17 protein-coding genes are annotated in these 23,255 nt (G+C 44.1%); 5 read left to right on the forward strand and 12 right to left on the reverse strand.

What is annotated here, in order from left to right:
- Positions 1–21: 21 nt before the first annotated feature.
- Positions 22–252, reverse strand: a complete 231-nt coding sequence (locus tag NSQ52_RS09450) for an excisionase family DNA-binding protein (RefSeq protein ID WP_008346618.1) — start codon at positions 250–252, stop codon at positions 22–24.
- Between the two features lie 155 nt (positions 253–407).
- Here NSQ52_RS09450 and NSQ52_RS09455 point away from each other — a divergent pair, with 155 nt between their 5' ends.
- From NSQ52_RS09455 to NSQ52_RS09465, 3 genes are read left to right on the forward strand one after another with little or no spacing between them, the layout of a single operon-like run.
- Positions 408–827, forward strand: coding sequence for a GtrA family protein (locus NSQ52_RS09455; RefSeq protein ID WP_144680472.1), 420 nt, complete (start codon positions 408–410; stop codon positions 825–827).
- A 4-nt stretch (positions 828–831) separates the two neighbouring features.
- Positions 832–1,713, forward strand: a complete 882-nt coding sequence (galU, locus tag NSQ52_RS09460) for a UTP--glucose-1-phosphate uridylyltransferase GalU (RefSeq protein ID WP_039167895.1) — start codon at positions 832–834, stop codon at positions 1,711–1,713.
- Positions 1,714–1,766: 53 nt separating this feature from the next.
- Positions 1,767–2,369, forward strand: coding sequence for a DedA family protein (locus NSQ52_RS09465; protein ID WP_007499192.1), 603 nt, complete (start codon positions 1,767–1,769; stop codon positions 2,367–2,369).
- A 39-nt stretch (positions 2,370–2,408) separates the two neighbouring features.
- On the opposite strand, the gene NSQ52_RS09470 is transcribed toward NSQ52_RS09465, so the two are convergent.
- Positions 2,409–3,230 (reverse strand): uroporphyrinogen-III synthase, encoded by an 822-nt coding sequence (locus NSQ52_RS09470; protein ID WP_144665570.1) that lies wholly within the window; start codon positions 3,228–3,230, stop codon positions 2,409–2,411.
- Between the two features lie 148 nt (positions 3,231–3,378).
- On the opposite strand from NSQ52_RS09470, the gene NSQ52_RS09475 reads away from it, so the two are divergent.
- Positions 3,379–3,999: a GPR1/FUN34/YaaH family transporter gene (locus NSQ52_RS09475; RefSeq protein WP_007499188.1), complete on the forward strand. Its 621-nt coding sequence runs from the start codon at positions 3,379–3,381 to the stop codon at positions 3,997–3,999.
- Between the two features lie 38 nt (positions 4,000–4,037).
- Here NSQ52_RS09475 and NSQ52_RS09480 read toward each other — a convergent pair whose 3' ends face one another.
- Entirely contained in the window at positions 4,038–5,057 is a 1,020-nt protein-coding gene (locus NSQ52_RS09480; protein WP_342474094.1) for an LLM class flavin-dependent oxidoreductase, read from the reverse strand.
- Between the two features lie 175 nt (positions 5,058–5,232).
- Here NSQ52_RS09480 and NSQ52_RS09485 point away from each other — a divergent pair, with 175 nt between their 5' ends.
- A complete protein-coding gene (locus tag NSQ52_RS09485) occupies positions 5,233–10,455 on the forward strand; it encodes a hypothetical protein (RefSeq protein ID WP_342474095.1) in 5,223 nt (1,740 codons plus the stop codon).
- A 31-nt stretch (positions 10,456–10,486) separates the two neighbouring features.
- Here NSQ52_RS09485 and NSQ52_RS09490 read toward each other — a convergent pair whose 3' ends face one another.
- The 9 genes from NSQ52_RS09490 to nirB (NSQ52_RS09530) all read right to left on the reverse strand — a co-directional run bounded on the left by NSQ52_RS09490 (position 10,487) and on the right by nirB (NSQ52_RS09530) (position 23,198).
- A complete protein-coding gene (locus NSQ52_RS09490; RefSeq protein ID WP_135009143.1) occupies positions 10,487–11,047 on the reverse strand; it encodes a CatB-related O-acetyltransferase in 561 nt (186 codons plus the stop codon).
- A 64-nt stretch (positions 11,048–11,111) separates the two neighbouring features.
- Positions 11,112–12,479 carry an MATE family efflux transporter gene (locus NSQ52_RS09495; RefSeq protein WP_342474096.1) on the reverse strand — a complete coding sequence of 456 codons (1,368 nt, stop codon included), beginning with the start codon at positions 12,477–12,479 and terminating at the stop codon, positions 11,112–11,114.
- Positions 12,480–12,498: 19 nt separating this feature from the next.
- Complete coding sequence (gene dacB / locus NSQ52_RS09500) at positions 12,499–13,983, reverse strand: D-alanyl-D-alanine carboxypeptidase/D-alanyl-D-alanine-endopeptidase (RefSeq protein ID WP_342474097.1); 1,485 nt, start codon at positions 13,981–13,983, stop codon at positions 12,499–12,501.
- Positions 13,984–14,114: 131 nt separating this feature from the next.
- Positions 14,115–15,095, reverse strand: a complete 981-nt coding sequence (locus NSQ52_RS09505; RefSeq protein WP_057079440.1) for a pectinesterase family protein — start codon at positions 15,093–15,095, stop codon at positions 14,115–14,117.
- Between the two features lie 99 nt (positions 15,096–15,194).
- A complete protein-coding gene (locus NSQ52_RS09510) occupies positions 15,195–15,887 on the reverse strand; it encodes a DUF421 domain-containing protein (RefSeq protein ID WP_144665578.1) in 693 nt (230 codons plus the stop codon).
- A 66-nt stretch (positions 15,888–15,953) separates the two neighbouring features.
- Entirely contained in the window at positions 15,954–16,277 is a 324-nt protein-coding gene (gene nirD, locus NSQ52_RS09515; RefSeq protein WP_008346593.1) for a nitrite reductase small subunit NirD, read from the reverse strand.
- Positions 16,278–16,300: 23 nt separating this feature from the next.
- Positions 16,301–18,712, reverse strand: a complete 2,412-nt coding sequence (gene nirB, locus NSQ52_RS09520; protein WP_342474098.1) for a nitrite reductase large subunit NirB — start codon at positions 18,710–18,712, stop codon at positions 16,301–16,303.
- A gap of 89 nt (positions 18,713–18,801) precedes the next feature.
- Positions 18,802–20,940, reverse strand: coding sequence for a nitrate reductase (locus NSQ52_RS09525; protein WP_342474099.1), 2,139 nt, complete (start codon positions 20,938–20,940; stop codon positions 18,802–18,804).
- A complete protein-coding gene (nirB, locus tag NSQ52_RS09530; protein ID WP_342474100.1) occupies positions 20,937–23,198 on the reverse strand; it encodes a nitrite reductase large subunit NirB in 2,262 nt (753 codons plus the stop codon). The genes NSQ52_RS09525 and nirB (NSQ52_RS09530) overlap by 4 nt, the downstream gene beginning before the upstream one ends.
- Positions 23,199–23,255: the final 57 nt, after the last annotated feature.

Raw genomic sequence — 23,255 nt, forward strand, 5'->3', positions numbered from 1 at the left:
TCCCTTCTCGTACAGTCTTTTTTAATCTTCATCTTTTACGTCCGGGTCCTCAGGGATTGGTTCATTTAAGATGTCTTGAATGAGCTCTTTATATTGTTCTAGCTGTTTCATATGGGTTTGAAACTGCCCTTGATAAATGAGATACGATTCCCCGTCAAATACGTAACGAATCTTTTTTTGCTGGATTAATTTTTCAACATATGCTTCTGATACTTCTAAGTATTCAGCTGTTTCTCCAATTGTTAAATACATGCATGTGCACCACCGTTCGTTTCATCTTACAAATTATATCACGAGCTGGTGAAAAAACAGATATCGCTTGTTCATGTTTTTTTCATCTTTTCTTCACTGATTCGTCAACTCGCTTTTGTACAGTATTCATACACCCACTCAAACACTAGGAGGTGATGATCCTTCGCATGACAAAGAAAAATATTCGGACCTATGTCACATTTTTAACTATAGGCGCAAGCAATACGATGATTGACTTTCTGTTCTTCTTTTTTTTCACTGCTTGCTTTGTTCCCTCTTTTCTTGCACAGTGCCTGTCCTATACAGCAGGAATGCTGAACAGTTATGTTTGGAATCGAAAATGGACGTTCCAAGTAAAAAAGAAAGCGGATAGGTGGGAATGGATCAAGTGGGCCACAGTCAACGGCGTCGCGTGTCTCCTCACCTATGTTGTCTTATATGTCATGCAGCAAGCAGGCTTCTCATTATTCATTAGTAAAGCGATTGGTACCCTTCTTGGCATGATGATCACTTTTACTGGAAGCCGCCTATGGGTGTTTCCATCAGAAAACAAACGATCAGAAATGGAGCGATGATTCAATGAACATCAAAAAAGCCGTTATACCAGCAGCCGGATTAGGCACACGTTTTTTACCCGCAACGAAAGCACAGCCAAAGGAAATGCTGCCGATTATCGACAAACCCGCCATTCAATACATAGTTGAGGAGGCTGTTCAATCAGGCATTGAAGATATACTGATTATCACAGGAAGAAATAAAAAATCGATTGAAGATCACTTTGACCGTTCGATTGAGCTAGAACACACGTTGCTTGAAAAAGGAAAAAAAGAACAGCTGGCTGAAATCAAACATATTGCGGATATGGCCAATATTCATTATATTCGTCAAAAGGAGCCCTTAGGTCTTGGACATGCGGTATTATGTGCACGCCATTTTACTGGCAACGATCCTTTTGCGGTCCTTTTAGGTGATGATGTCATGGTGTCAGAAAGACCTGCACTCTCTCAGCTCATGGAAGTCTTTGAAGACAAACAAAGAGAGGTCATTGGCGTCCAGCAAGTGGATCGTCTAGATGTCAGTAAGTATGGTATGATAAGACCAGCTAGAGTAGACGGTCAAGTGTTTGAAGTCACAGACTTAGTGGAAAAGCCAGCTATTCATGAAGCTCCTTCCGATTTAGCCGTGATGGGCAGGTATCTGTTAACACCATCGATTTTTCCTATTCTACAAGGAATTGAAAGAGGTGCTGGGAACGAAATCCAGCTGACAGATGCGCTGAAAATCATTGCACATGAATCACCCATTTATGCAAAACAATTAGATGGGATGAGATTTGACGTTGGTGATAAGCTGGGCTCATTTAAGGCAGCGGCTGAAATTGGATTAATGCGTCATGATATGCGGCCAGCCATGCTAGCATATATGCAAAGCATACTCATGAGAGAAGCAAAACAAGCATAGGCTCTTATAAGGATGCTTGAAGAAAATTCGTATTTAAAGGCAGAGTGAAATGAATGGGAACCTTGTTTAATGAAATTTTAACCTGGCTGACAAGCCTTGGTTACGCAGGTGTTGCACTTGGACTGATGATTGAAATTATTCCGAGTGAAATTGTACTTGCCTACGGCGGATATATGGTGTCAACAGGAAGCATTGGATTTGTTGGAGCCGTCATCGCTGGGGTTATTGGAGGAACACTTGCCCAGTGCTTTATTTACTGGATCGGCCTTTACGGCGGAAGACCTTTTTTAACAAAGTATGGGAAGTATTTATTCATCCATGAGCATCATATTGCCACGGCAGAACGCTGGTTTGACCGATATGGAACTGGTGTCGTATTTACAGCTCGTTTTATCCCAGTCGTGCGCCACGCGATCTCGATTCCAGCTGGTATTGCAAAGATGCCATTTCTCAAATTTGTTCTTTTGACCGGATTAGCCGCCATCCCTTGGTCCATTCTATTTATTTATCTTGGAATGCAGCTTGGGACAAAATGGGACCACATTCAAAGTGTCGCTCACACGTATACAACACCAATTATGGTCATTGCCATCGTTCTGATCGTACTGTACTTCGTTTTGAAAAAAATTCGCACAAATCGAAAACGGACAATCTAACAAAAACGCCTTTCACTCGTCATGTGAAAGGCGTTTTTTCTATGCGTGCGTCGATTGTTTTTTCATATATTGAGATAATTCCATAATCATTGCACCCATTCTTTCAAGTGATGGGGCTAGAATGCGGCTTATCCCCTGTTCTTTTAATGCTTCAGCTGTGACTTTTCCAACAGCTACAGCTAATACATGCTGCTCGAATAGATGTTGCAGTTCTTCTTTTTTGCCCCATTCTTCTGCTAGTTTGAAAAAGGCATGAACCTGAACAGCGGTTGTAAAACAAACGGCATGGACCTTCCCTTCTTTCATTTCTTGAAGCAAAGTGTCCGCCGCCTCTGGTTCAGGGGGCGTGTGCTGATATGGCATGAGCTGCAAAACGTCTGCTCCCTTGTGATGTAAAAAATCAATGAGAGCTGGTGCATTTTCGCCGTGAAGCTGTACCATGACCCGTTTACCTTGAAGTTCTTTGTCTTCTAACTTTGAAATGAGGTCACGAACGGTTCCATCTTCATCAGAAACATCTGGCTGAATGCCGTGTTTTTTTAGAGCCGCGAACGTTTTGTATCCTCTTGAAGCGATATGGGCAGTTGATAAAATGTTCATAAAAGCTTCTCCAAGCTGCAGCTCTTCTGCACTTTCAATTAATGTGTCTGTGCCGATACCCGTTGTTAAAATGACCCAGTCAGCTCCCTTCTTTACAAAGGTTTCTATGCCTGGCTTCAATTCCTCTTTGGCTAAAAATACAGTGCCCTGAAGAGAACGAATAACAGCTTGTCCTCCTTGCTTTTCAACAAGTGTACGCATTTCTTCTGTTTTTCTTGTTCCGCATATGGCAATGGTCTTTCCAGCTAAGCCTTTACTCATTCTCATCCCTCTTTTTCTATCACATGTATGATGTATTGTATTAAATATAGATTTATTTGGAAGACGTTGCAAGTGTCTACTAAAAAAGAGCTTGACGTTTCTATCGAATTCGAGTATCTTTTGTAAGTGCAAATTGTAGGAGGTCATTATGGAAAAACAGAATGTTCAAGCAATTCGATTATCAATCGCAGACCCAACACCACTTGGTTTGTTTGGTTTAGCAATGGTGACGCTTGTTGCGTCTTCACAAAAACTAGGAATCACAGATGGCACATCCCTTATTTTACCTTGGGCTATCTTCCTTGGAGGAATCGCGCAGCTGATTGCGTCCATACAAGATTCAAAGCATCATAATATTTTTGGAGCCACTGCCTTCGGCGCATTCGGTCTTTTTTGGATGGGCGTTGGAACCACTTGGCTCATTCAAGCGGGCGTTTTTGGGAAAACGCTTGCGGGAGCTGCGGACCCAAAACAACTAGGTTTTGCTTTTATTGGTTATTTGATTTTCAGCTTATTTATGACGATCGGTGCAATGGAAACACATAAAGTATTGTTTTTGATTTTCGTCTTTATTGATTTCTTATTCATTGGCCTGTCCCTAAGCTCGTTTGGTGTGATGTACGATGTGACTCATACGATGGCTGGTATTGCAGAATTGATTATTTCTCTTCTTTCATTTTATGGTTCTGCAGCTGTTGTGCTGAATACACATTTTGGTCGTACAGTACTGCCAGTTGGACAACCATTTCGCGTGTTTACTAAAGCATAAATAAAAAAGAACTGCTCTTGGCAGTTCTTTTTTTATTCTTATTTTTCTTGTTCCTCTTGAAATATCTCTGCAATGATTTCATAAGAACGCATTCTTTCTTGATGGTCAAACATATCAGAATTAATCATGACTTCATCTGCTTGAGTCGCCTCAATAAAGGCTTCTAACTCTTTTTTCACCTTTTGTTTATCCCCGATCATCGTCGAACTTAATTGTTCGTCCACCATCGCCTTCTCATATGGACTCCATAGCCCATCCATACTTTCAACAGGGGCTTTGAGTTTTCCTGGTGTATTGCGAATGAGGCTCAAGAAGCGCTGATAATGAGACGTCGCCAAATATTCAGCCCGCTCTGTTTGATCAGCAGCAAAAACCGTCACACCAACCATCGCATAAGGTTCTTTTAACACATCTGAAGGTTGAAATGCCTGTCTGTATAATTCTAAAGCAGGAATGGTATTTTTAGGGGAGAAATGTGCCGCAAAGGCAAATGGCAGTCCCAGTTCTCCTGCAAGCCTTGCACTAAAACCACTTGAACCAAGAAGCCAAATTGGTATATCCAATCCTTCTCCCGGAACGGCTCTTACATGTTTTTTGACCTGACCAGTCGGTTTGAAATATTGCCGAAGTTCTTCAAGCTGCTCAGGGAAATCCTCTCCATTATGAAGATTACGTCTAAGTGCCCTTGCCGTTAACTGATCTGTTCCGGGTGCCCTGCCTAGACCTAAATCAATTCTCCCTGGATACAAAGTCTCCAGTGTTCCAAATTGTTCTGCAATAACGAGTGAAGAATGGTTTGGAAGCATAATCCCCCCAGAACCAACCCGGATCTCTTCAGTCCCTCCAGCAATATATCCAATTAAGACGGATGTTGCTGAACTCGCAACCCCTTCCATATTATGATGCTCCGCAAGCCAATACCTATGGTAGCCCCACTTCTCAGCTTTTTTTGCTAAATCCATACTATGTTCAAATGACTCTTTGATTGTACCACCTTCTGTTACAGAGGATAAATTTAACACGGAATATGCTGCACGTTGTAAAACTGATTGACTCATACATGATGCCCCATTTCTTTCAAAAATCATACTAGTTTCATTCTTTCAACACCATAACATAAAACGATTTAACTTTTAAATGATTTGATTCGATGAACTTCGAACTAAAAAATATCATTTAGCTGAATTCCGCTTTTTAAATTTCCACATAGAATAAAATATTAACTTTTAGGAGATGGGGAATTTGTATAATCAGTACGATAACAAATGTCCCTTTTGCGGAAAAAAGCATGATTGGCAACCTCATTACAGAAAATCTCGTCACGATAGACCTTTATTTGATGATTGCCCTCTTCTTAAACGAGAATGTAAAAAGAAAAAAGTTGTTAAACATCACAACACTTGTGCTAAAGCAAAAGGACGAAAAAAAACAAATACTAAGATTGTAAAAAGAGGTCCAACTGGTGCAACTGGACCTACCGGAGCTACTGGTGTTACTGGAGATACCGGACCTACTGGTGCGACTGGTGTAACTGGTGATACCGGACCTACCGGAGCTACTGGTGTAACTGGTGATACGGGTCCAACCGGTGCGACTGGTGTAACTGGTGATACCGGACCTACCGGTGCGACTGGTGTAACTGGTGATACGGGTCCAACCGGTGCCACTGGTGTAACTGGTGATACGGGTCCAACCGGTGCGACTGGTGTAACTGGTGATACGGGTCCAACCGGTGCCACTGGTGCAACCGGAGATACTGGGCCTACCGGTGCGACTGGTGTAACTGGTGATACTGGACCTACTGGTGCAACCGGTGCGACTGGTGTAACTGGAGATACTGGTCCGACTGGAGCCACTGGTGCAACTGGAGATACCGGACCTACTGGTGCTACTGGTGTAACTGGGGATACCGGACCTACCGGTGCGACTGGTGTAACTGGTGATACTGGTCCTACCGGTGCGACTGGTGTAACTGGAGATACTGGTGCGACTGGAGCCACTGGTGCAACTGGAGATACCGGACCTACCGGAGCTACTGGTGTAACTGGAGATACTGGCCCTACTGGTGCAACTGGAGATACCGGACCTACTGGTGCTACTGGTGTAACTGGAGATACCGGACCTACCGGTGCGACTGGTGTAACTGGTGATACGGGTCCAACCGGTGCGACTGGTGTAACTGGTGATACGGGTCCAACCGGTGCCACTGGTGCAAATGGAGATACCGGACCTACCGGAGCTACTGGTGTAACTGGAGATACTGGCCCTACTGGTGCGACTGGTGTAACTGGTGATACTGGTCCTACCGGTGCGACTGGTGTAACTGGAGATACTGGCCCTACTGGTACGACTGGTGTAACTGGTGATACTGGACCTACTGGTACGACTGGTGTAACTGGAGATACCGGACCTACCGGTGCAACTGGTGCAACCGGAGATACTGGGCCTACCGGTGCTACTGGAGTAACTGGAGATACCGGCCCTACCGGTGCAGGATTAACAGGAATTGAAGCGTTTGATCCGGTAGTAAGTCCTACTTACCCGGTAGGGCAAGTAGTGACCTTTAATGGCAGTACGTATGTAGTAAATACTGCACCACCGACAGGTACACCAGATACTTCCCCAGACTACACATTGCTGGCTGCAGCAGGATCAACTGGAGTAACTGGTGATACTGGTCCGACTGGAGCCACTGGTGTAACTGGTGATACCGGACCCACTGGTCCAACCGGTGCAACTGGTGTAACTGGAGTAACTGGAGCCACTGGTGTAACTGGAGATACCGGACCTACCGGTGCGACTGGTGCAACCGGAGATACTGGGCCTACCGGTGCAACTGGAGTAACTGGAGATACGGGTTCTACCGGTGCGACTGGTGCAACCGGAGATACTGGGCCTACCGGTGCAACTGGAGATACGGGTTCTACCGGTGCGACTGGTGTAACTGGAGATACTGGGCCTACCGGTGCAACTGGTGTAACTGGTGATACTGGAGCCACTGGTGCAACCGGAGATACGGGTTCTACCGGTGCAACTGGTGCAACCGGAGATACTGGGCCTACCGGTGCCACTGGAGTAACTGGAGATACGGGTTCTACCGGTGCAACTGGTGTAACTGGTGATACTGGTCCAACCGGTGCTACTGGAGTAACTGGAGATACCGGACCTACCGGTGCAGGATTAACAGGAATTGAAGCGTTTGATCCGGTAGTAAGTCCTACTTACCCGGTAGGGCAAGTAGTGACCTTTAATGGCAGTACGTATGTAGTAAATACTGCACCACCGACAGGTACACCAGATACTTCCCCAGACTACACATTGCTGGCTGCAGCAGGATCAACTGGAGTAACTGGTGATACTGGTCCTACTGGAGCCACTGGTGTAACTGGTGATACCGGACCCACTGGTCCAACCGGTGCAACTGGTGTAACTGGAGATACTGGACCTACCGGTGCGACTGGTGCAACCGGAGATACTGGACCTACCGGTGCCACTGGAGTAACTGGAGATACCGGACCTACTGGAGCCACTGGTGTAACTGGAGATACTGGTCCTACTGGAGCCACTGGTGTAACTGGAGTTACTGGACCTACCGGTGCTACTGGAGTAACTGGAGCCACTGGTGTAACTGGAGATACCGGACCTACCGGTGCGACTGGTGCAACCGGAGATACTGGGCCTACCGGTGCAACTGGAGTAACTGGTGATACGGGTTCTACCGGTGCTACTGGTGTAACTGGTGATACGGGTCCAACCGGTGTAACTGGAGATACTGGTCCTACCGGTGCAACTGGTGTAACTGGTAATACTGGACCTACCGGTGCGACTGGTGTAACCGGAGATACTGGGCCTACCGGTGCAACTGGAGTTACTGGAGATACCGGACCCACTGGTCCAACTGGAGATACTGGGCCTACCGGTGCAACTGGAGATACCGGACCTACTGGAGCCACTGGTGTAACTGGAGATACTGGTCCTACTGGAGCCACTGGTGCAACTGGAGTTACTGGACCTACCGGTGCTACTGGAGTAACTGGAGCCACTGGTGCAACTGGAGATACCGGACCTACCGGAGCTACTGGTGTAACTGGAGATACTGGTCCTACTGGAGCCACTGGTGCAACCGGAGATACGGGTTCTACCGGTGCAACTGGTGCTACTGGAGTAACTGGAGCCACTGGTGTAACTGGAGATACCGGACCTACCGGTGCGACTGGTGCAACCGGAGATACTGGGCCTACCGGTGCAACTGGAGTAACTGGTGATACGGGTTCTACCGGTGCGACTGGTGTAACTGGTGATACTGGACCTACTGGTACGACTGGTGTAACTGGTGATACGGGTCCTACCGGTGCGACTGGAGTAACTGGTGATACGGGTTCTACCGGTGCGACTGGTGTAACTGGTGATACGGGTCCTACCGGTGCCACTGGTGCAACCGGAGATACTGGGCCTACCGGTGCGACTGGTGTAACTGGTGATACTGGACCTACTGGTACGACTGGTGTAACTGGTGATACGGGTCCTACCGGTGCGACTGGAGTAACTGGTGATACGGGTTCTACCGGTGCGACTGGTGTAACTGGTGATACGGGTCCTACCGGTGCCACTGGTGCAACCGGAGATACTGGGCCTACCGGTGCGACTGGTGCAACCGGAGATACTGGGCCTACCGGTGCTACTGGTGTAACTGGTGATACTGGACCTACTGGTACGACTGGTGTAACTGGAGATACTGGGCCTACCGGTGCAACTGGAGATACCGGACCTACCGGTGCCACTGGTGCAACTGGAGATACCGGACCTACTGGTGCGACTGGTGTAACTGGTGTAACTGGAGATACCGGACCTACTGGTCCTACTGGAGCCACTGGTGTAACTGGAGATACGGGTCCTACCGGTGCAACTGGAGATACCGGACCTACCGGAGCTACTGGGCCTACCGGTGCGACTGGTGATACTGGACCTACTGGAGCCACTGGTGCTACTGGTGTAACTGGAGATACCGGACCTACTGGTCCAACTGGAGCCACTGGTGCCACCGGAGATACGGGTCCTACCGGTGCGACTGGTGCGACTGGAGTTACTGGTGCTACTGGTGTAACTGGAGATACCGGACCTACTGGTGCGACTGGAGTTACTGGAGATACTGGACCTACCGGTGCGACTGGTGATACTGGTCCTACTGGTGCCACTGGTGTAACTGGTGCTACCGGACCTACTGGTGCGACTGGAGTTACTGGAGATACTGGAGTTACTGGTGCTACTGGTGATACTGGTCCAACCGGTGTAACTGGAGATACTGGACCTACCGGAGCGACTGGAGTAACTGGAGATACTGGACCTACTGGAGCCACTGGTGTAACTGGAGATACGGGTCCTACCGGTGCGACTGGTGCAACTGGAGATACGGGTCCTACCGGTGCGACTGGTGCAACTGGTGATACCGGACCTACCGGAGCTACCGGTGCAACTGGAGATACTGGACCTACCGGTGCGACTGGTGCGACTGGAGTAACTGGTGCTACTGGTGTAACTGGAGATACCGGACCTACTGGGCCTACCGGTGCAACTGGTGTAACTGGTGCTACTGGGCCTACCGGTGCAACTGGTGCAGGATTAACAGGAATTGTAGCCGCTGATCCGGTAGTCAGCCCTTCTTACCAAGTAGGGCAAGTAGTGACCTTTAATGGCAGTACGTATGTAGTAAACACTGCACCACCGACAGGTACACCAGATACTTCCCCAGACTACACATTACTGGCTGCAGCAGGATCAACTGGAGTAACTGGTGATACGGGTTCTACCGGTGAGACTGGTGTAACTGGTGATACTGGACCTACTGGTGCCACTGGAAGCACTGGTGCCACTGGAGCTACTGGAAGCACTGGTGCCACTGGAGCTACTGGAAGCACTGGCCCAACTGGAGCTACTGGAAGCACTGGCCCAACTGGAGCTACTGGAAGCACTGGTCCAACTGGAGCTACTGGAAGCACTGGTCCAACTGGAGCTAGCGGAAGCACTGGTCCAACTGGAGCTAGCGGTCCAACTGATACGGCACTTTATGCTGGAAATACAACAGGTCCTACAATCATTACTATTGCTGGTGGTACGAACATTGCTTTACCAAGTAATCAAAATATTAATGGATTTACACCGAATGGTTTAAATGATACATTCACAGTCCAGCAAACAGGTAAATACTATATCACATATCAAGTAAATACCACTGCTGCACTTTTAGTCAGCACAAGACTATGGTTGAATGGATCAACTGCTATTCCAGGTTCAATTCAGTCGTCTGCCGTATCTACAACTTTTATGAGCAATACAGTTATTGTCAATTTAACAGCAGGAAATACAATTTCATTACAATTTTTCGGAGCGGTTGTCACAGCCATTCTAATAGGTGGTGGTGCAACCGGTGCATCGCTTACCATCATCAGACTCAGCTAAGCGAAACTAAGCTAAAAAAAGAAAGGCTCTGTCAGCCTTTCTTTTTTCTATCTTCAATTACGTTTATACAATGGTCAATATCAGGAGATTGCAAAAGGTGAAAAATAGACTGTATGATCGAAAACTCTAAATTCCACCATTCTAACAACTGAAGTTTTTCAATGATATCAGAAGAAAACCGATATTTCATGAGCCGCTGTGGGTTCCCTGCGACAATCGCATATGGAGGCACATCTTTTGTAATCAGACTATTTGCTCCAATGACTGCCCCATTTCCTATCTGTACCCCTGACATGATTGTTGCTCCATATCCAATCCAAACATCGTGCCCTATACACACATCCCCTTTTGATCGTGGATGTCCTTCAATGTGGGCAGCATCTGTGAAAATTTGATTGAAGGGATATGTGGTGACCCAATCTGTTCGGTGTTCACCACCAAGAAAAACTTTTACTTCGTTTGCGATGGAACAAAACTTTCCTACATTCAGCGTTGTTCCTTCTCCCCACGTCAAGACTTGAAAATCTGGTCCAGCATAAGTGAAGTCACCGATATCATACGAACTGAGCTCACTTCTTTGGTTTAAAAACATAGAAGATCAGACCCCCTACAAAGTAATCGATCTTCGTATATATATGCCAGATGATAGGCTCACATTATGATTGGACAAGTGCAACGATCTGCTTTTTCTTCCATACCAGTCGATAATAGCCGTATTGGAGCAATAAGTTTACAAAAAAGGCTGCAGGATATCCTATCCAGATTCCTTTGATCCCAAGCGATGTATGGTGTGATAGCACATAAGCCACTGGTACTTCAACAAGCCAAATGGAACAAATACTAAAGATGGTCGGCCATAGAACTGTGCCGCTTGCTCTCATTGTGGCTGCAACGATTTGTGCTGTTCCGAAAATGAGATAGCTCCATAGGGTAATCACGACCAAACTATATGCAATGTCAATCGTTGCAGGATCTGTTAAAAAGATAGATAAAATTTGCGGTGCGAAAATATAGAGGAAAATAATAATCAATCCGCCTATTGCAAAGTTTAGCCCCAGCCCAATTTTAATGACATCCTTCAAACGATTCATGTTTCCTGCGCCAATGAATTGTGCGGCGAAGATAGAAACTGCAATACCAAGGCTCACTGCAGGCATCTGTACATAACTTACGACTTGATTGACAACGCCATAAGCTGCGGTCGCCTGTGATCCATAATCGTTGACAAAAGAAATGACAGCAATTTCTGATAAAGAAATGAGAATCATATTAATACTAGAAGGGATACTTAACTTTAATAGCGTTTTTAATAAATCCCCTTTCATCAATAAATGCTTTCTAACCGACGCATCAATGCGCAGCGGGTGCTTTGTTTTATAAAGATAGATATGAAGAATGATAAACGTAACGATTGTAGAAATCACAGAAGAATACGCAGCACCATATAAACCAAATGCCGGTAAACCAAGCCAGCCGAATAATAAAATTGGCAGCAATAAAATATTGGTTCCTGTACTAATCATTAAGAAATAAAATGGTGTTTTTGAATCTCCTGTTCCTCGCAAAAAAGTTGTATAAACAAAATAAAGAAATAAGATGGGCATGGAGATGAATAGGATTCTGGCATATGCCGCACTTTCCTCCACAATATTTGCAGGTGTCCCCATCAGATGTAAAATATCTGTGGCAAAAAAACCTCCAATGACAGCTAAAGAAAGTCCGATTAAAAAGGTAAACGAAAGCGTTGTACCGATAATTTCCTTTAACCTCTGCTCATTTTTTGCTCCGTATGCTTGTCCAATCAGGATCGAGCTCCCTGATCCAATCCCAATGGAAAAAGAAACAAGTAAAAAGAAAAGTGGAAAGAATGCAGATATCGCAGCTACTGCATCCTCTCCAATCCATCTACCGACAAGCACAATGGAAACAAGCTGTCCAATTGATTGCAAAATATTGCTTAATAAAAGTGGAATTAGAAAGATCGACATGGTTTTTACTAAAGATTGATTATTATCTAACGTCATGATGGTTCTCCTTCTCTGTCTAAAGATCCTCAGCTAACATGCTGACAATGCGGTCTTCTATCTCTTTTCCTTTTTCGTCATCAACGAGATGATTCAATAAGATGGAAAAAGCAAGCGTTTTTCCACTCTGCGTTTCAATATATCCAGATAGTGTGCTGACCGTTGATAGTGTACCTGTTTTTGCACGCACTTTTTCTAGTGTAGCTGGTTCTTTCAATCTATTTCTTAATGTACCTCCCACCATACGCTCACTTGCCCCAGCTAACGGAAGTGCATGGACATAGGTGTTAAACCATTTTTCCTTTTGAATGTTTGTCAAAAATAACGTGAATTGATTTGCAGAAACAAGGTTAATCGGTGATATGCCTGATCCGTCTCTTAACACAGTCATAGATGCATCTATGCCATAGGCAGGAAGACGTTCATTCAGCACGTCAAGCCCTTTGTCAAAACTCCCTTTGTTCTTTACCCGCTTCCCAAGTTCTTTTAACAGAATTTCTGCATGTGTATTGTTGCTTAATTTCATCATCGGAACAAGAAGATCGGATAAAGGCATTGATGTATGGGAAGCGATTTTTTTCGCTTTTTTAGGAACTTGTTTTGTTTTGAGTGGTCCTTTCAGCTGAATCCCCTCAGCCTTTAATGCTCGTTTCATTAAGTCTAAAGCATACGTTGTCGGTTCCCATAATGCGACCCATTGTTTAGACGAGGATGCTTTTAGCGGAATCGTTCCAGTCAGTGTAATTTTGTTTGTACCGTGAGAGCGTTTAAAAGATATTTTCTTCTTTCCGCCTTCTGGCACAGTTTTCACTTGATTGACAACTTGAGCGACGTCAGTCTTCGGGATCATCTCATAGCTGGCCTTCTGCCCTGCTTTCTTTCCCGGCTTAACTTCGAGAATGATCGTCCCTGCATCATAATCCTCATTCGGTGAAGCAGTAAGAGCAGATATTTGAGCGCCGTAATATTGATCTTCATCACTCCACGGCAGATCGATGGAATACCTTGTGTCATCAAACCAAGTATCATCAGCTGCAAGCTGTCCACGAATCGTATGTATTCCGGCCTTTTTGACTTGTTTGACTAATGCGGCAAAATCGCTTTCTAACAATGTCGGGTCTCCAGAGCCTCGGAGATAAAGATTGCCGTGCAATGTTTTTTTGTGAATTGAACCATCTATCCAAACGTCTGTTGGAAAAGTGTGTGTTTCACCCAGTAGATCGAGTGCGATAGCAGATGTGAGTAATTTCATATTAGAAGCAGGAGTCAGACGGATGTCCGCTTGATGTTCATAAAGAAGAGAAGTGTCAGAAGTATCGCGTACGCTGATGCCAGCAATTGCGCCCTCTAAATCAGGTGCTGTTCGAATGAATTCGTCTAAAGAAGTGATCCATTTTGATTGATCATCATGAGCTGTTAGTTGTTCATCTTTCACTGAAAAAGGGAGAAATAACATCGACAAAATACATAGTTGTAAAAACATGACCTGTGAGAAACGTTTCACGCAATCCCTCCTTTTTAGAAAAGCAGCCAAATTTAGCAGATTATGTTCATTATACACAAAAGAACGTTTGTTCTCAAAGGTTTTTTAAACAGAAAAGTCAGCTTTCTTTGACGAAAACTGACAAGCCTCTTTTACCTTTTTTCAGGATTCCAGCCATCGTTTCCGCTAAGTACGGATTGAACGGTGATTTGACTTGCTTCGTTTTTTGTTAATATCGTTGACCACTTCACCCGGTTTGCCACATGACTCCCTGCGCCCGTTGATCCATATTCTTGATATCTAGCCGTTCTTTCGTTGTCTTTGTTATCCCAGTTATGCCATCCCTCAGCTTTAATATGTTCATCCATTTTTGTTTGGAGGAACGTGACGGCCGAATGAGGTCTCCATGGACGGCCTAAGTACACAGATTGAGACGCAGCCGTTCCTTTATTTAATGTGGAATCAATAAAAACGTAGCCATACTTTTGAGCTTCTGTTGTGGATGCCGCTGTAATGTACCCGTTTCCAAGACTTTTTATTTCAGCTCTTTTAAATACAGCCGTTGCTGAACCAAAGATGAAGTCAACCGTGCCCTCGATATAGCAATCTTCATAATATTGTCTCCCTGTGCCTGTGGCATAAAGTGTATCTTGATAACCGAGAACACGTACGTGTTTAAACACAGCCCGGTCCCCGGATACATAAAGGGCAACCGCCTGCCCTGCGTTTCGGCCAGCTGTATTTTGAAACGTGATATTTTCTGCGTAAAAATGATTTGCCCGAATCATTGTACTTGAGCTATTGGTTGTGCTCCCGCTGCTTGCATTTGTATCATCATACGTCAGAATCGTCTGATACTGATTTTCTCCAATAAAGGACACATAAGGCTTATTTTGCGGAAGGAGAATCTTTTCTTTATACACACCATTTTTAATATATATCGTCGTTTGCTGTTGATTGTTCACTGGTATCGCATCAATGGCAGATTGAACCGTTCGAAATGTCCCATTTCCTTTTTGATCGACAATAAGTACGCGGTTTGTTTGATGGTTGTGTCCAGCTGCTTGCGCATAAGCTGAGTCAAAAAGCAGTAAGGCCAATACCATCATCAGCAGTCGTTTTCCATACTTCATCACACATCTCTCCCTTATATTGTGAACGTTTTCATTGACGTATTCTTTTTGATCCTATTCAGTTATAAAACAAAAAAACACAAAAAAACATCCACTGTGTTAGGTTGTGGATGTTTTTTCATATTTCATCGCATAAATTCCTTCATTTTCAATCCATTCACAAAATAGGACGTCTTTATAAGAGGAAATGTGCTGCTTTTTCAATTGCTCTCGCAGCCACGTTTCATCAAATCCAGCTTCCTTTAAATCTTTTCTTAAAATCTCCCCGTCGATAATAAACGTTCTAGGCAATGTGACTTCTTTTCCTTTCACGTTCACATCTTCGGCTGTAGCTGGTGCATATTTCATTTTCGGAAGCACACTCACAGACCCATCCGTTTCCAAAATGGCAAATTCAATTTCATTAAGAGCAAAATGCCCTTTCGCTCGAATCAGCGTCTGCAACTGATTTAAATCGAGCATATTTTTCTTTAATCGATTGTAGTGAATCTTTCCTTTATCAATCACAAGAGTGGGTCTTCCCTCTAAAAAAGCGCGAATGGATTTGAATTTTTGTGAAAGCCATTCAACTGTGTAGATTAAAACGCCCCAGACTGCAACTGCAAAAAGGATATGTAGCACGCTGACTTCTGGATCAAAAATGGCGTTACCGACCATCTCCCCTAAAATCAGTGCAGAAATAAAATCAAACGGCGTGATTTGTGCAAATTGTGTTTTCCCTAATAGCTTTGTAATGGAAAATAAAGCGAAAAATCCGATAAAGAGTTCAATCAAAATATTAAAAAATGGCACACATATACCTTCCTTTCTCACTGCATGTACTTACAGCATGTACAGGAAAGGAAGGTTCTAAACCATTTATGAAGGCAGTAAAATAAAGACGTCGTCTCCCTCAACCAATGCTTCATATGTTTTCACGCATCCATGATCTGGTTCTTGAACATTTCCTGATGAAAGATTGATTTTCCAATCATGCATTGGACAGAAGACATGATCTCCGCTCACCATTCCTTCAGCTAGTACACCGCCTTTATGAGGACAGCGATTTTCAATGGCTTTGAACTGCTTGTTAGAGGTTTGAAAAACAGCTAATTCAAGTGGACCGGCTGCGACTGTTTTCCCTAGCTGCAATGGAAAATCTGATATTGTACCAATATGAACTTTTACAATTGAAACTGTCATCTGATCTCATCCCTTCAATTGATTTAGACGGAAGCAGTTGCCTTTTGAAATAATTGTCTTGTTTCTGTTTCGTTCTCTCGAATCTCCTGCCAAGGTTCCTCATAAGTTGAAAGTGCGATGTCCATTCTTTCGATGAGTGCTGCACGTTTCTTGTCATCTAGCAGTACCGTTTGGATATGATTCAATCCAAGCCGTTCAACCCAAGCGGATGTTCTCTCTAAATAATTTGCGGTTTCTCTGTAATATTGAAGGTAGGCTGCGGCCATTTGTTCTACTTCTTCTGCTGTACTTACTTTCATTAATAAGTCTCCAGCTCGTAAATGTGTCCCTCCATTCCCGCCAGCATACAATTCAAATCCCCCATCGATACCTACGATGCCAAGATCTTTAATCCCAGATTCAGCACAGTTTCTTGGACAGGCTGATACGGCCATTTTGACTTTGTGCGGTGTGGCAAGTCCTTCAAATTTCTTTTCAAGTGCGATCCCAAGAGAAATGGAATCCTGCGTTCCGAATCTGCAAAATTGTTCTCCAACACAAGTTTTGACGGTTCTTAATGATTTTCCGTAAGCATAACCAGACGGCATATCTAAATCAGCCCATACTTTTGGTAAATCTTCTTTTTTGACACCTAAAAGGTCGATTCGCTGACCTCCAGTCATTTTCACAAGCGGTATCTCATATTTGTCAACGACATCCGCTATTTTTCTCAGGTCATTAGCATTAGTCACGCCCCCGTACATACGTGGAACGACCGAATAGGTACCATCGTTTTGGATGTTGGCATGCATTCGTTCATTCACAAATCGCGAGCTTTTTTCATCTTTGTAGTCAAGCGGATACATCATCCCTAAATAGTAATTCAGTGCAGGCCGGCACTTTGAACAGCCTTCTTCTGTTTCCCAGTCAAGTACATTCATCACTTCTTTGACATGCTGCAAGCCTTTCTCTTTGATTTCATGTATGACTTCATCTCTTGATAAGGTGGTGCAGGCGCAGATGGTTTCTTTTTGCGCAGTGCGGTTTGCATCATCGCCTAAAGTGTGCCATAAAATCTCTTCCACAACAGGTTGGCAGCCTCCGCATGATCTAGAAGCACTTGTACATTGCTTGACCTCTTGTATAGTCGTCAGGCCTTCTTTTTGAATAGCTGCCACTATTTGACCTTTTGAGACACCATTACAGCCACAAACGATATGGTCGTTTGCCATTTGTTCAATCGTGTTTTCTTGCGCCAGCTCATTTGATGTTAAGACAGATACTTTTTCCATATCTGACATATCAACACCTTCTCTAATGTACGAGAATAAACGTGGTCCATCGCTTGTTTCTCCAAACATGACGGCGCCGACTAATCGGTTTTGCTGGAAGACTAGTTTTTGATAAATACCTTGCTGTTCATCAAAAATTTTAATCGCTTTTTTCTCATCGTTTTCTATAAAATCTCCAGCTGAAAATACATCAACCCCTGATACTTTTAGCTGTGTCGATAGTACAGATCCTTCATAAGGCGTCGAGGCCATATCACAAACATGCTTCGCAAGCACGTTTGCTTGATCGTATAATGGCGCAACAAGACCGTACGTTTGTCCTCTATGTTCAACACATTCTCCGACTGCGTAAATCCGCGGGACACTTGTTTCCATGAAATCATTGACGATAATCCCCCGGTTCACTTCAATGCCGCTCGTTTCGGCAAGCTTGTGATTCGGTTTAATTCCTGCTGCCATGACCACCATATCTGTCTCTAATGTAGAACCATCTGAAAATGTTAGCCCTTCTACTCTTGTATCTCCTAAAATTTCATTTGTCTGTTTTCCTAATAAAAAGCTCATGCCTTGTTTTTCTAAAGCTGCTTGCAGAAGCTGACCTGCCACCGGATCGAGCTGACGGTCCATTAAATGAGAGCCAAGGTGAATGACGGTCACTTCCATACCTAAGTTTAATAGACCACGCGCGGCTTCAAGTCCAAGGAGCCCGCCTCCAATGACGGCTGCTTTTTTGTACATCATAGATGCTTTGACCATTTCCTCTGTGTCTTGTAATGTACGAAAAGCTGTTACCCCTTTTTTATCGCTCCCTGGAATGGGCGGGATGAACGGGAGTGACCCTGTCGCTAAAATTAAACGGTCATAATGCACGGTCCGTCCTTGATCACTCATAACGGTTTGATTGTCTGGATCGATCTTCACAATGGTCTCATTTGTAAACAGCTGAATATGATGTTCCTTGTACCAATTCCAATCGTTTAACGTAATATCCTCTGTCTTTGTATCCCCTTGGAGAACTTTCGATAAAAGAATCCGATTATAGTTAGGATACGGCTCAGTTCCAAATACAGTCATGTCGAATCGTTCATTGTCTGTTTTTAAAATGTTTTCGAGCGTTCGGATACCAGCCATACCATTCCCTACTAATACGAGTTTTTCTTTCATGAAAAACACCCCTCATGTGATCGTTTTTTAGAAAGTACCATAATCTAAACAAAGATGGAAAATACATGTTAAAATTTCTCACATAATTTTCAATTCTTGTAGGCTGACAGCTGTACAGGACAATATTTAAAACCTGGCATTTTACTGTGTGGATCTAACTGTTTACCAATTAATAGGTTAATTGATTGATGTTTGTTCCAGTGAAACGGAACAAACACAGTATCTTTTCGGATGCTATCTGTTATGTGGCACCTCATGATGACACTACCTCGTTTTGACTGGATGGTGACGAGCTCCCCGTGCTGAAGTCCATAAGCTTCGGCTGTATCAGGATGAAGCTCTGCATAAGCTTCAAACTGCCGGGCAACAAGAGAGGTGCTTTTTCTTGTTTGAACGCCCGTTTGGTAATGAGCCATCACCCTGCCGGTCGTTAAATAGAGTGGATATTCTGGACTGACTGATTCTTTTGCACCCTGTTGTCCATGTGCAACGACTGCAAATTTTGCTAATTGATCAGGATGTGAGAATTGATGCTCAAATAGTCTTTCTGTTCCTCGGTCTTCCAAATGAGAGCAGGGCCATAATATGCCTTGCGTCTTCCTTAACCTGTCATAGGTCATACCGGAATAATCGGCTTTGGCTCCTTTCGTTGCTGTTCTCAATTCCTCAAAGATGTCTTCTGCAGATGAAAAAGAAAAAGAGCCGCCTTTGCCTAATACTGCTGCTATATCACAAATGATTTGCCAATCGTGCTTTCTTTGGTGTTTGAGTGGATAGGTTGCTTCTCTCAGCGTAACGCGTCCTTCTATGTTCGTCATGGTCCCTTCGTCCTCTAAATATGACGAAGCTGGTAAAATAACATCTGCGAGTGCAGCCGTCTCAGAGATAAATAAATCAATTGCGACAAAAAAGGACAGCTGCTCGATGGCTTTTTTGATAAAACTTGCATGCGGACCTGATTGAACGGGATTAGAACACATTAAAAAGAGCGCTTTTATCTCTCCTTTCTGCATTTTTTCAAACATTTCAAAAGCAGATACACCTTTTCCAGGAAGTTCTTTTTCATCGATCTTCCATATTTCAGCCATTTCTTTTCTATGTACTGGGTTTGTGATATCACGGTAACCAGGAAGCTGATCTGCTTTTTGTCCATGCTCTCTTGCACCCTGTCCATTTCCTTGCCCAGTAATGGCACCATAGCCACACCCAATCCGGCCAATTTTCCCAGTAACAAGCAGAATATTCAGGAAATTACGAACGGATGCTGTCCCGTCTATTTGCTGCTCAATGCCTCTTGCAGTCAGAATCATGCCTGTTTTTTCGTGGGCGAATTTTCTCGCTATTTTTTGAATGACTTTCATCGATACACCGGTTTGCTGCGTAATGTCTTGCAGGGACATGTGTGAAATATGCTGTTTCATTTCTTGAAAACCTGATGTTCGTTTTTTAATAAATTCTTCGTCTAGTAACTGTTCATGAAGCATGACGTGTAAGATTCCATTTGCGAGTGCAGCATCTGACCCAGGCCTTAAGCTGACATGTAAGTCAGCTAGTTTGGCTGTTGCTGTTTTTCGCGGATCGATCACGATGAGAAATGCCCCGTTCTTTTTAGCTTCTTCCAAGTACGGTATGAGGGTCGGCTGACATTCCGCTATATTGGTTCCAACCAATAGTAAAACCCGGGCATGCTTGATGTCACGAAGCGGAAAGGTTAGACCCCGATCAAGTCCAAATGTTTGGTTAGCTGCTGTTGCTGCTGAAGACATACACAGTCTTCCGTTGTAATCAATGTATTTCGTTTTAAGGGCGACCCTTGCAAATTTTCCGAGTAAATAAGCTTCTTCATTTGTAATCGATGCACTACCATACACACTGATAGCATCGTGTCCATGCGCCGCTTGAAGGGTTTGAGTGCGTTTTTTGATTTCATCAAGAGCCTCCTGCCAAGTCGCTTTGACAAATTGACCGTTTCTTTTGATGAGGGGGTGATTTAATCGTTCCTTGTGCAGTGCGTGCTGGTGGGCATGCTGCCCTTTCATACAGATCCTGCCGAACGTGGTTGGATTATGAATACCTATCGTCTGGTAGCGTGTTCGCCCTTCTGCGTGCTGCTCGACTAATTGCATTTTGCACTGCATACTGCAAAACGGACATTGAGATGGGAACACCCTTTTTCGCTCTTGCTGCTCTGATGTTTGCTGCACATATTGTAAGAAAGATTGATTCATACATTCACACCCTTTTGTCTACTTTGCTCAAATTGCTCGCAGAGCTCTTCTCTCATTTCCTCATCGAGCAATTTTTCTCGGATGGAAATGATGCCGTTTTTTTGGATCCAGTCTCCAATAGATTCTTGAAAATATGCACGTTTTCTATAGTCTTCAAGCAGTGCTTTTAAAAAAGGAATCAGCTCATCCGTTCGGCTCACAGAATAAAAAAGCTGACCTGCCTTAGGTTGATGTATGCTGCCTCCTATATAAATGTCCCATTCATCCAGCTGCTTCTTGATGCAGATGTCATAGATGGGGCTGAAATGACATACGCAGGAAGGACCAGCGATATGAATCGATGTGACTGCAGGTAAAAGCGTGTTTTCTAGTTGTCTTTCGATCTCCATGACAAGTGTTGTGACAGATGGATCGTGACGACAATCACATGAAAGAACATGAGAAAGTCTCTTGCTTTCTTGTGGCATGATGTGTCCATGTTCTTTTACAATATGGGCGGCCTCTTGTGAAATACCGATCAGCCGAATTCGTTTATTCTCCGTTAGTTCTACGTGCTGAATTTGCTTTTGCTCAAACAATCCGGTTATCATCTGTAAAAATGTCAGATCAAGACGGCCACCATATAACTGAGGCATTAGTATGTGCTCATGATCTGATGGGCTGTCTTTTACGAAAAGATCTTGAAACTGCTCAAGATAGTATGGAATGGCTGCTCGGCACTTGTCACAGCCGTTATCTGTCATCCAATCAAATTGTCTTCTTACTTGCTCTTCATTCAGCGGCTGCTGATTTTTTATATACGAAAAAATGGTCTGTTTCTCTACATTTGTGCACGAGCAAAACGTGTCCAGTGCTTCCGTTAGCTGATTTGATGAGACATGGCAGCAGGCACGAACAAGCTCTTGACAGCCTCCGCAGCCCGTTGCGGCCCCTGTCTGTTTTTTTATCTCTTCTAAATTTGTCAGCTGATGGACCGATATGCTTTTGAATATCGCTCCCTTCGTCACCGTGTGGCATTGGCAGATGAGATCCTCTGCTTTTAATGAATCTAAAGGGGATATCTGCTCTTCATTCAGTGATTTCATGACTACGCTTTTATCACGCCCCACTTTTACATCCTGCAAAAGCTGCTCAGCTCTCTCAAGTTGACCAACTAATACAACGCCTGTGAGCACATCATGTTCAAACACTAGTTTTTTATATACTTCTTGTTCTTCATCTAAGTAAGTCACCACTGAAGCGGAGGGGGATCGGTTTACAATACTGCCAGCAGAATAAATAGATATGTCATTTGCTTTCAATTTTGTTGAATAAATGGCAGGAGGTAAATTCGTGACCAGTTCATCTAATAAATGATTCGCAAGCACGTTTGCTTGTTCATAAATAGGCTGCACAAGACCGTGCACCATCCCCTTATGCTCTGCACATTCTCCAATAGCATAAATATTCTCAACGTTTGTCTGCATGACATCATTTACAACAATGGCTTTTCTTGTATGAATGCCGTGCTGTTTTGCAAGCTCTATATTCGGACGGACCCCTGTTGTGAAAACCACGAGATCAGCATCCACGATGTCTCCACTCTTTAACAGAACGCCTTCTACTCTCTCGTTTCCTAAACATGCAATCGTATGAGCATTTGTTTTTACCTGAATCCCCTTGCGACTTAATTGTTGAGACAAGAGCCCTGCAGCTGTTTCATCTAATTGGCGTTGCATAAGCCAATCCGTGTGATGAATCAAGGTTGTCTTCAGTCCAGCGATCTGTAAACCAGCGGCCACTTCCACACCAAGTACACCACCTCCAATGACTGCTGCACGCTCATAGCGTAAAGAATCAGCGTAAATGGCCTCATAATCGTCAATCGTACGAAAAGCATAGACCCCTTTTTTGGATACGCCTTGTATAGGCAGAAAATGAGGCGATGAGCCTGTGGCGATAACCAGTTTGTCATACGGGATATTCCGGCGTGCTTCTGTCATGAGCAATTGACGCTTTGTATCGATGTGGACAACTGCTTCGCCTGTTTGGATGGTGATGTCATGTTTGGTGTACCATTCTTTTGGCTTTAGTTCAATCTGAGACAATGATTCACTTTTTTGTAAAACCGATGAAAGTTTTATTCGATTGTAAGCTGGGTGCTTCTCTTTTCCAATGATTGTGATGGAATAGCGTTCTGGCTGTTTCTTTACAATATGTTCGATACATTTCATACTCGCCATGCCGTTTCCGATAAACAAGAGTTTACGTTTTGCCATGTGAGATCAACCTTTCTAGCTTTTTGCGCCAAAGCAATGTTTGCCTAGATTATGGCA

The organism is Bacillus sp. FSL W8-1141 (assembly GCF_038593205.1).
GTDB classification, from domain to species: domain Bacteria; phylum Bacillota; class Bacilli; order Bacillales; family Bacillaceae; genus Bacillus; species Bacillus altitudinis.

What these genes read in the sequence shown, in the direction of transcription:
- NSQ52_RS09475 (WP_007499188.1), top strand. Translation starts at nt 3,379, where the DNA reads ATGGAAAAACAGAATGTTCAAGCAATTCGATTATCAATCGCAGACCCA.
- NSQ52_RS09490 (WP_135009143.1), bottom strand. Translation starts at nt 11,047, where the DNA reads ATGTTTTTAAACCAAAGAAGTGAGCTCAGTTCGTATGATATCGGTGAC.
- NSQ52_RS09505 (WP_057079440.1), bottom strand. Translation starts at nt 15,095, where the DNA reads ATGAAGTATGGAAAACGACTGCTGATGATGGTATTGGCCTTACTGCTT.
- NSQ52_RS09465 (WP_007499192.1), top strand. Translation starts at nt 1,767, where the DNA reads ATGGGAACCTTGTTTAATGAAATTTTAACCTGGCTGACAAGCCTTGGT.
- NSQ52_RS09450 (WP_008346618.1), bottom strand. Translation starts at nt 252, where the DNA reads ATGTATTTAACAATTGGAGAAACAGCTGAATACTTAGAAGTATCAGAA.
- NSQ52_RS09480 (WP_342474094.1), bottom strand. Translation starts at nt 5,057, where the DNA reads ATGAGTCAATCAGTTTTACAACGTGCAGCATATTCCGTGTTAAATTTA.
- NSQ52_RS09485 (WP_342474095.1), top strand. Translation starts at nt 5,233, where the DNA reads ATGGGGAATTTGTATAATCAGTACGATAACAAATGTCCCTTTTGCGGA.
- nirB (WP_342474100.1), bottom strand. Translation starts at nt 23,198, where the DNA reads ATGGCAAAACGTAAACTCTTGTTTATCGGAAACGGCATGGCGAGTATG.
- NSQ52_RS09470 (WP_144665570.1), bottom strand. Translation starts at nt 3,230, where the DNA reads ATGAGTAAAGGCTTAGCTGGAAAGACCATTGCCATATGCGGAACAAGA.
- NSQ52_RS09495 (WP_342474096.1), bottom strand. Translation starts at nt 12,479, where the DNA reads ATGACGTTAGATAATAATCAATCTTTAGTAAAAACCATGTCGATCTTT.
- galU (WP_039167895.1), top strand. Translation starts at nt 832, where the DNA reads ATGAACATCAAAAAAGCCGTTATACCAGCAGCCGGATTAGGCACACGT.
- nirB (WP_342474098.1), bottom strand. Translation starts at nt 18,712, where the DNA reads ATGAAAGAAAAACTCGTATTAGTAGGGAATGGTATGGCTGGTATCCGA.
- NSQ52_RS09455 (WP_144680472.1), top strand. Translation starts at nt 408, where the DNA reads ATGATCCTTCGCATGACAAAGAAAAATATTCGGACCTATGTCACATTT.
- nirD (WP_008346593.1), bottom strand. Translation starts at nt 16,277, where the DNA reads ATGACAGTTTCAATTGTAAAAGTTCATATTGGTACAATATCAGATTTT.
- NSQ52_RS09525 (WP_342474099.1), bottom strand. Translation starts at nt 20,940, where the DNA reads ATGAATCAATCTTTCTTACAATATGTGCAGCAAACATCAGAGCAGCAA.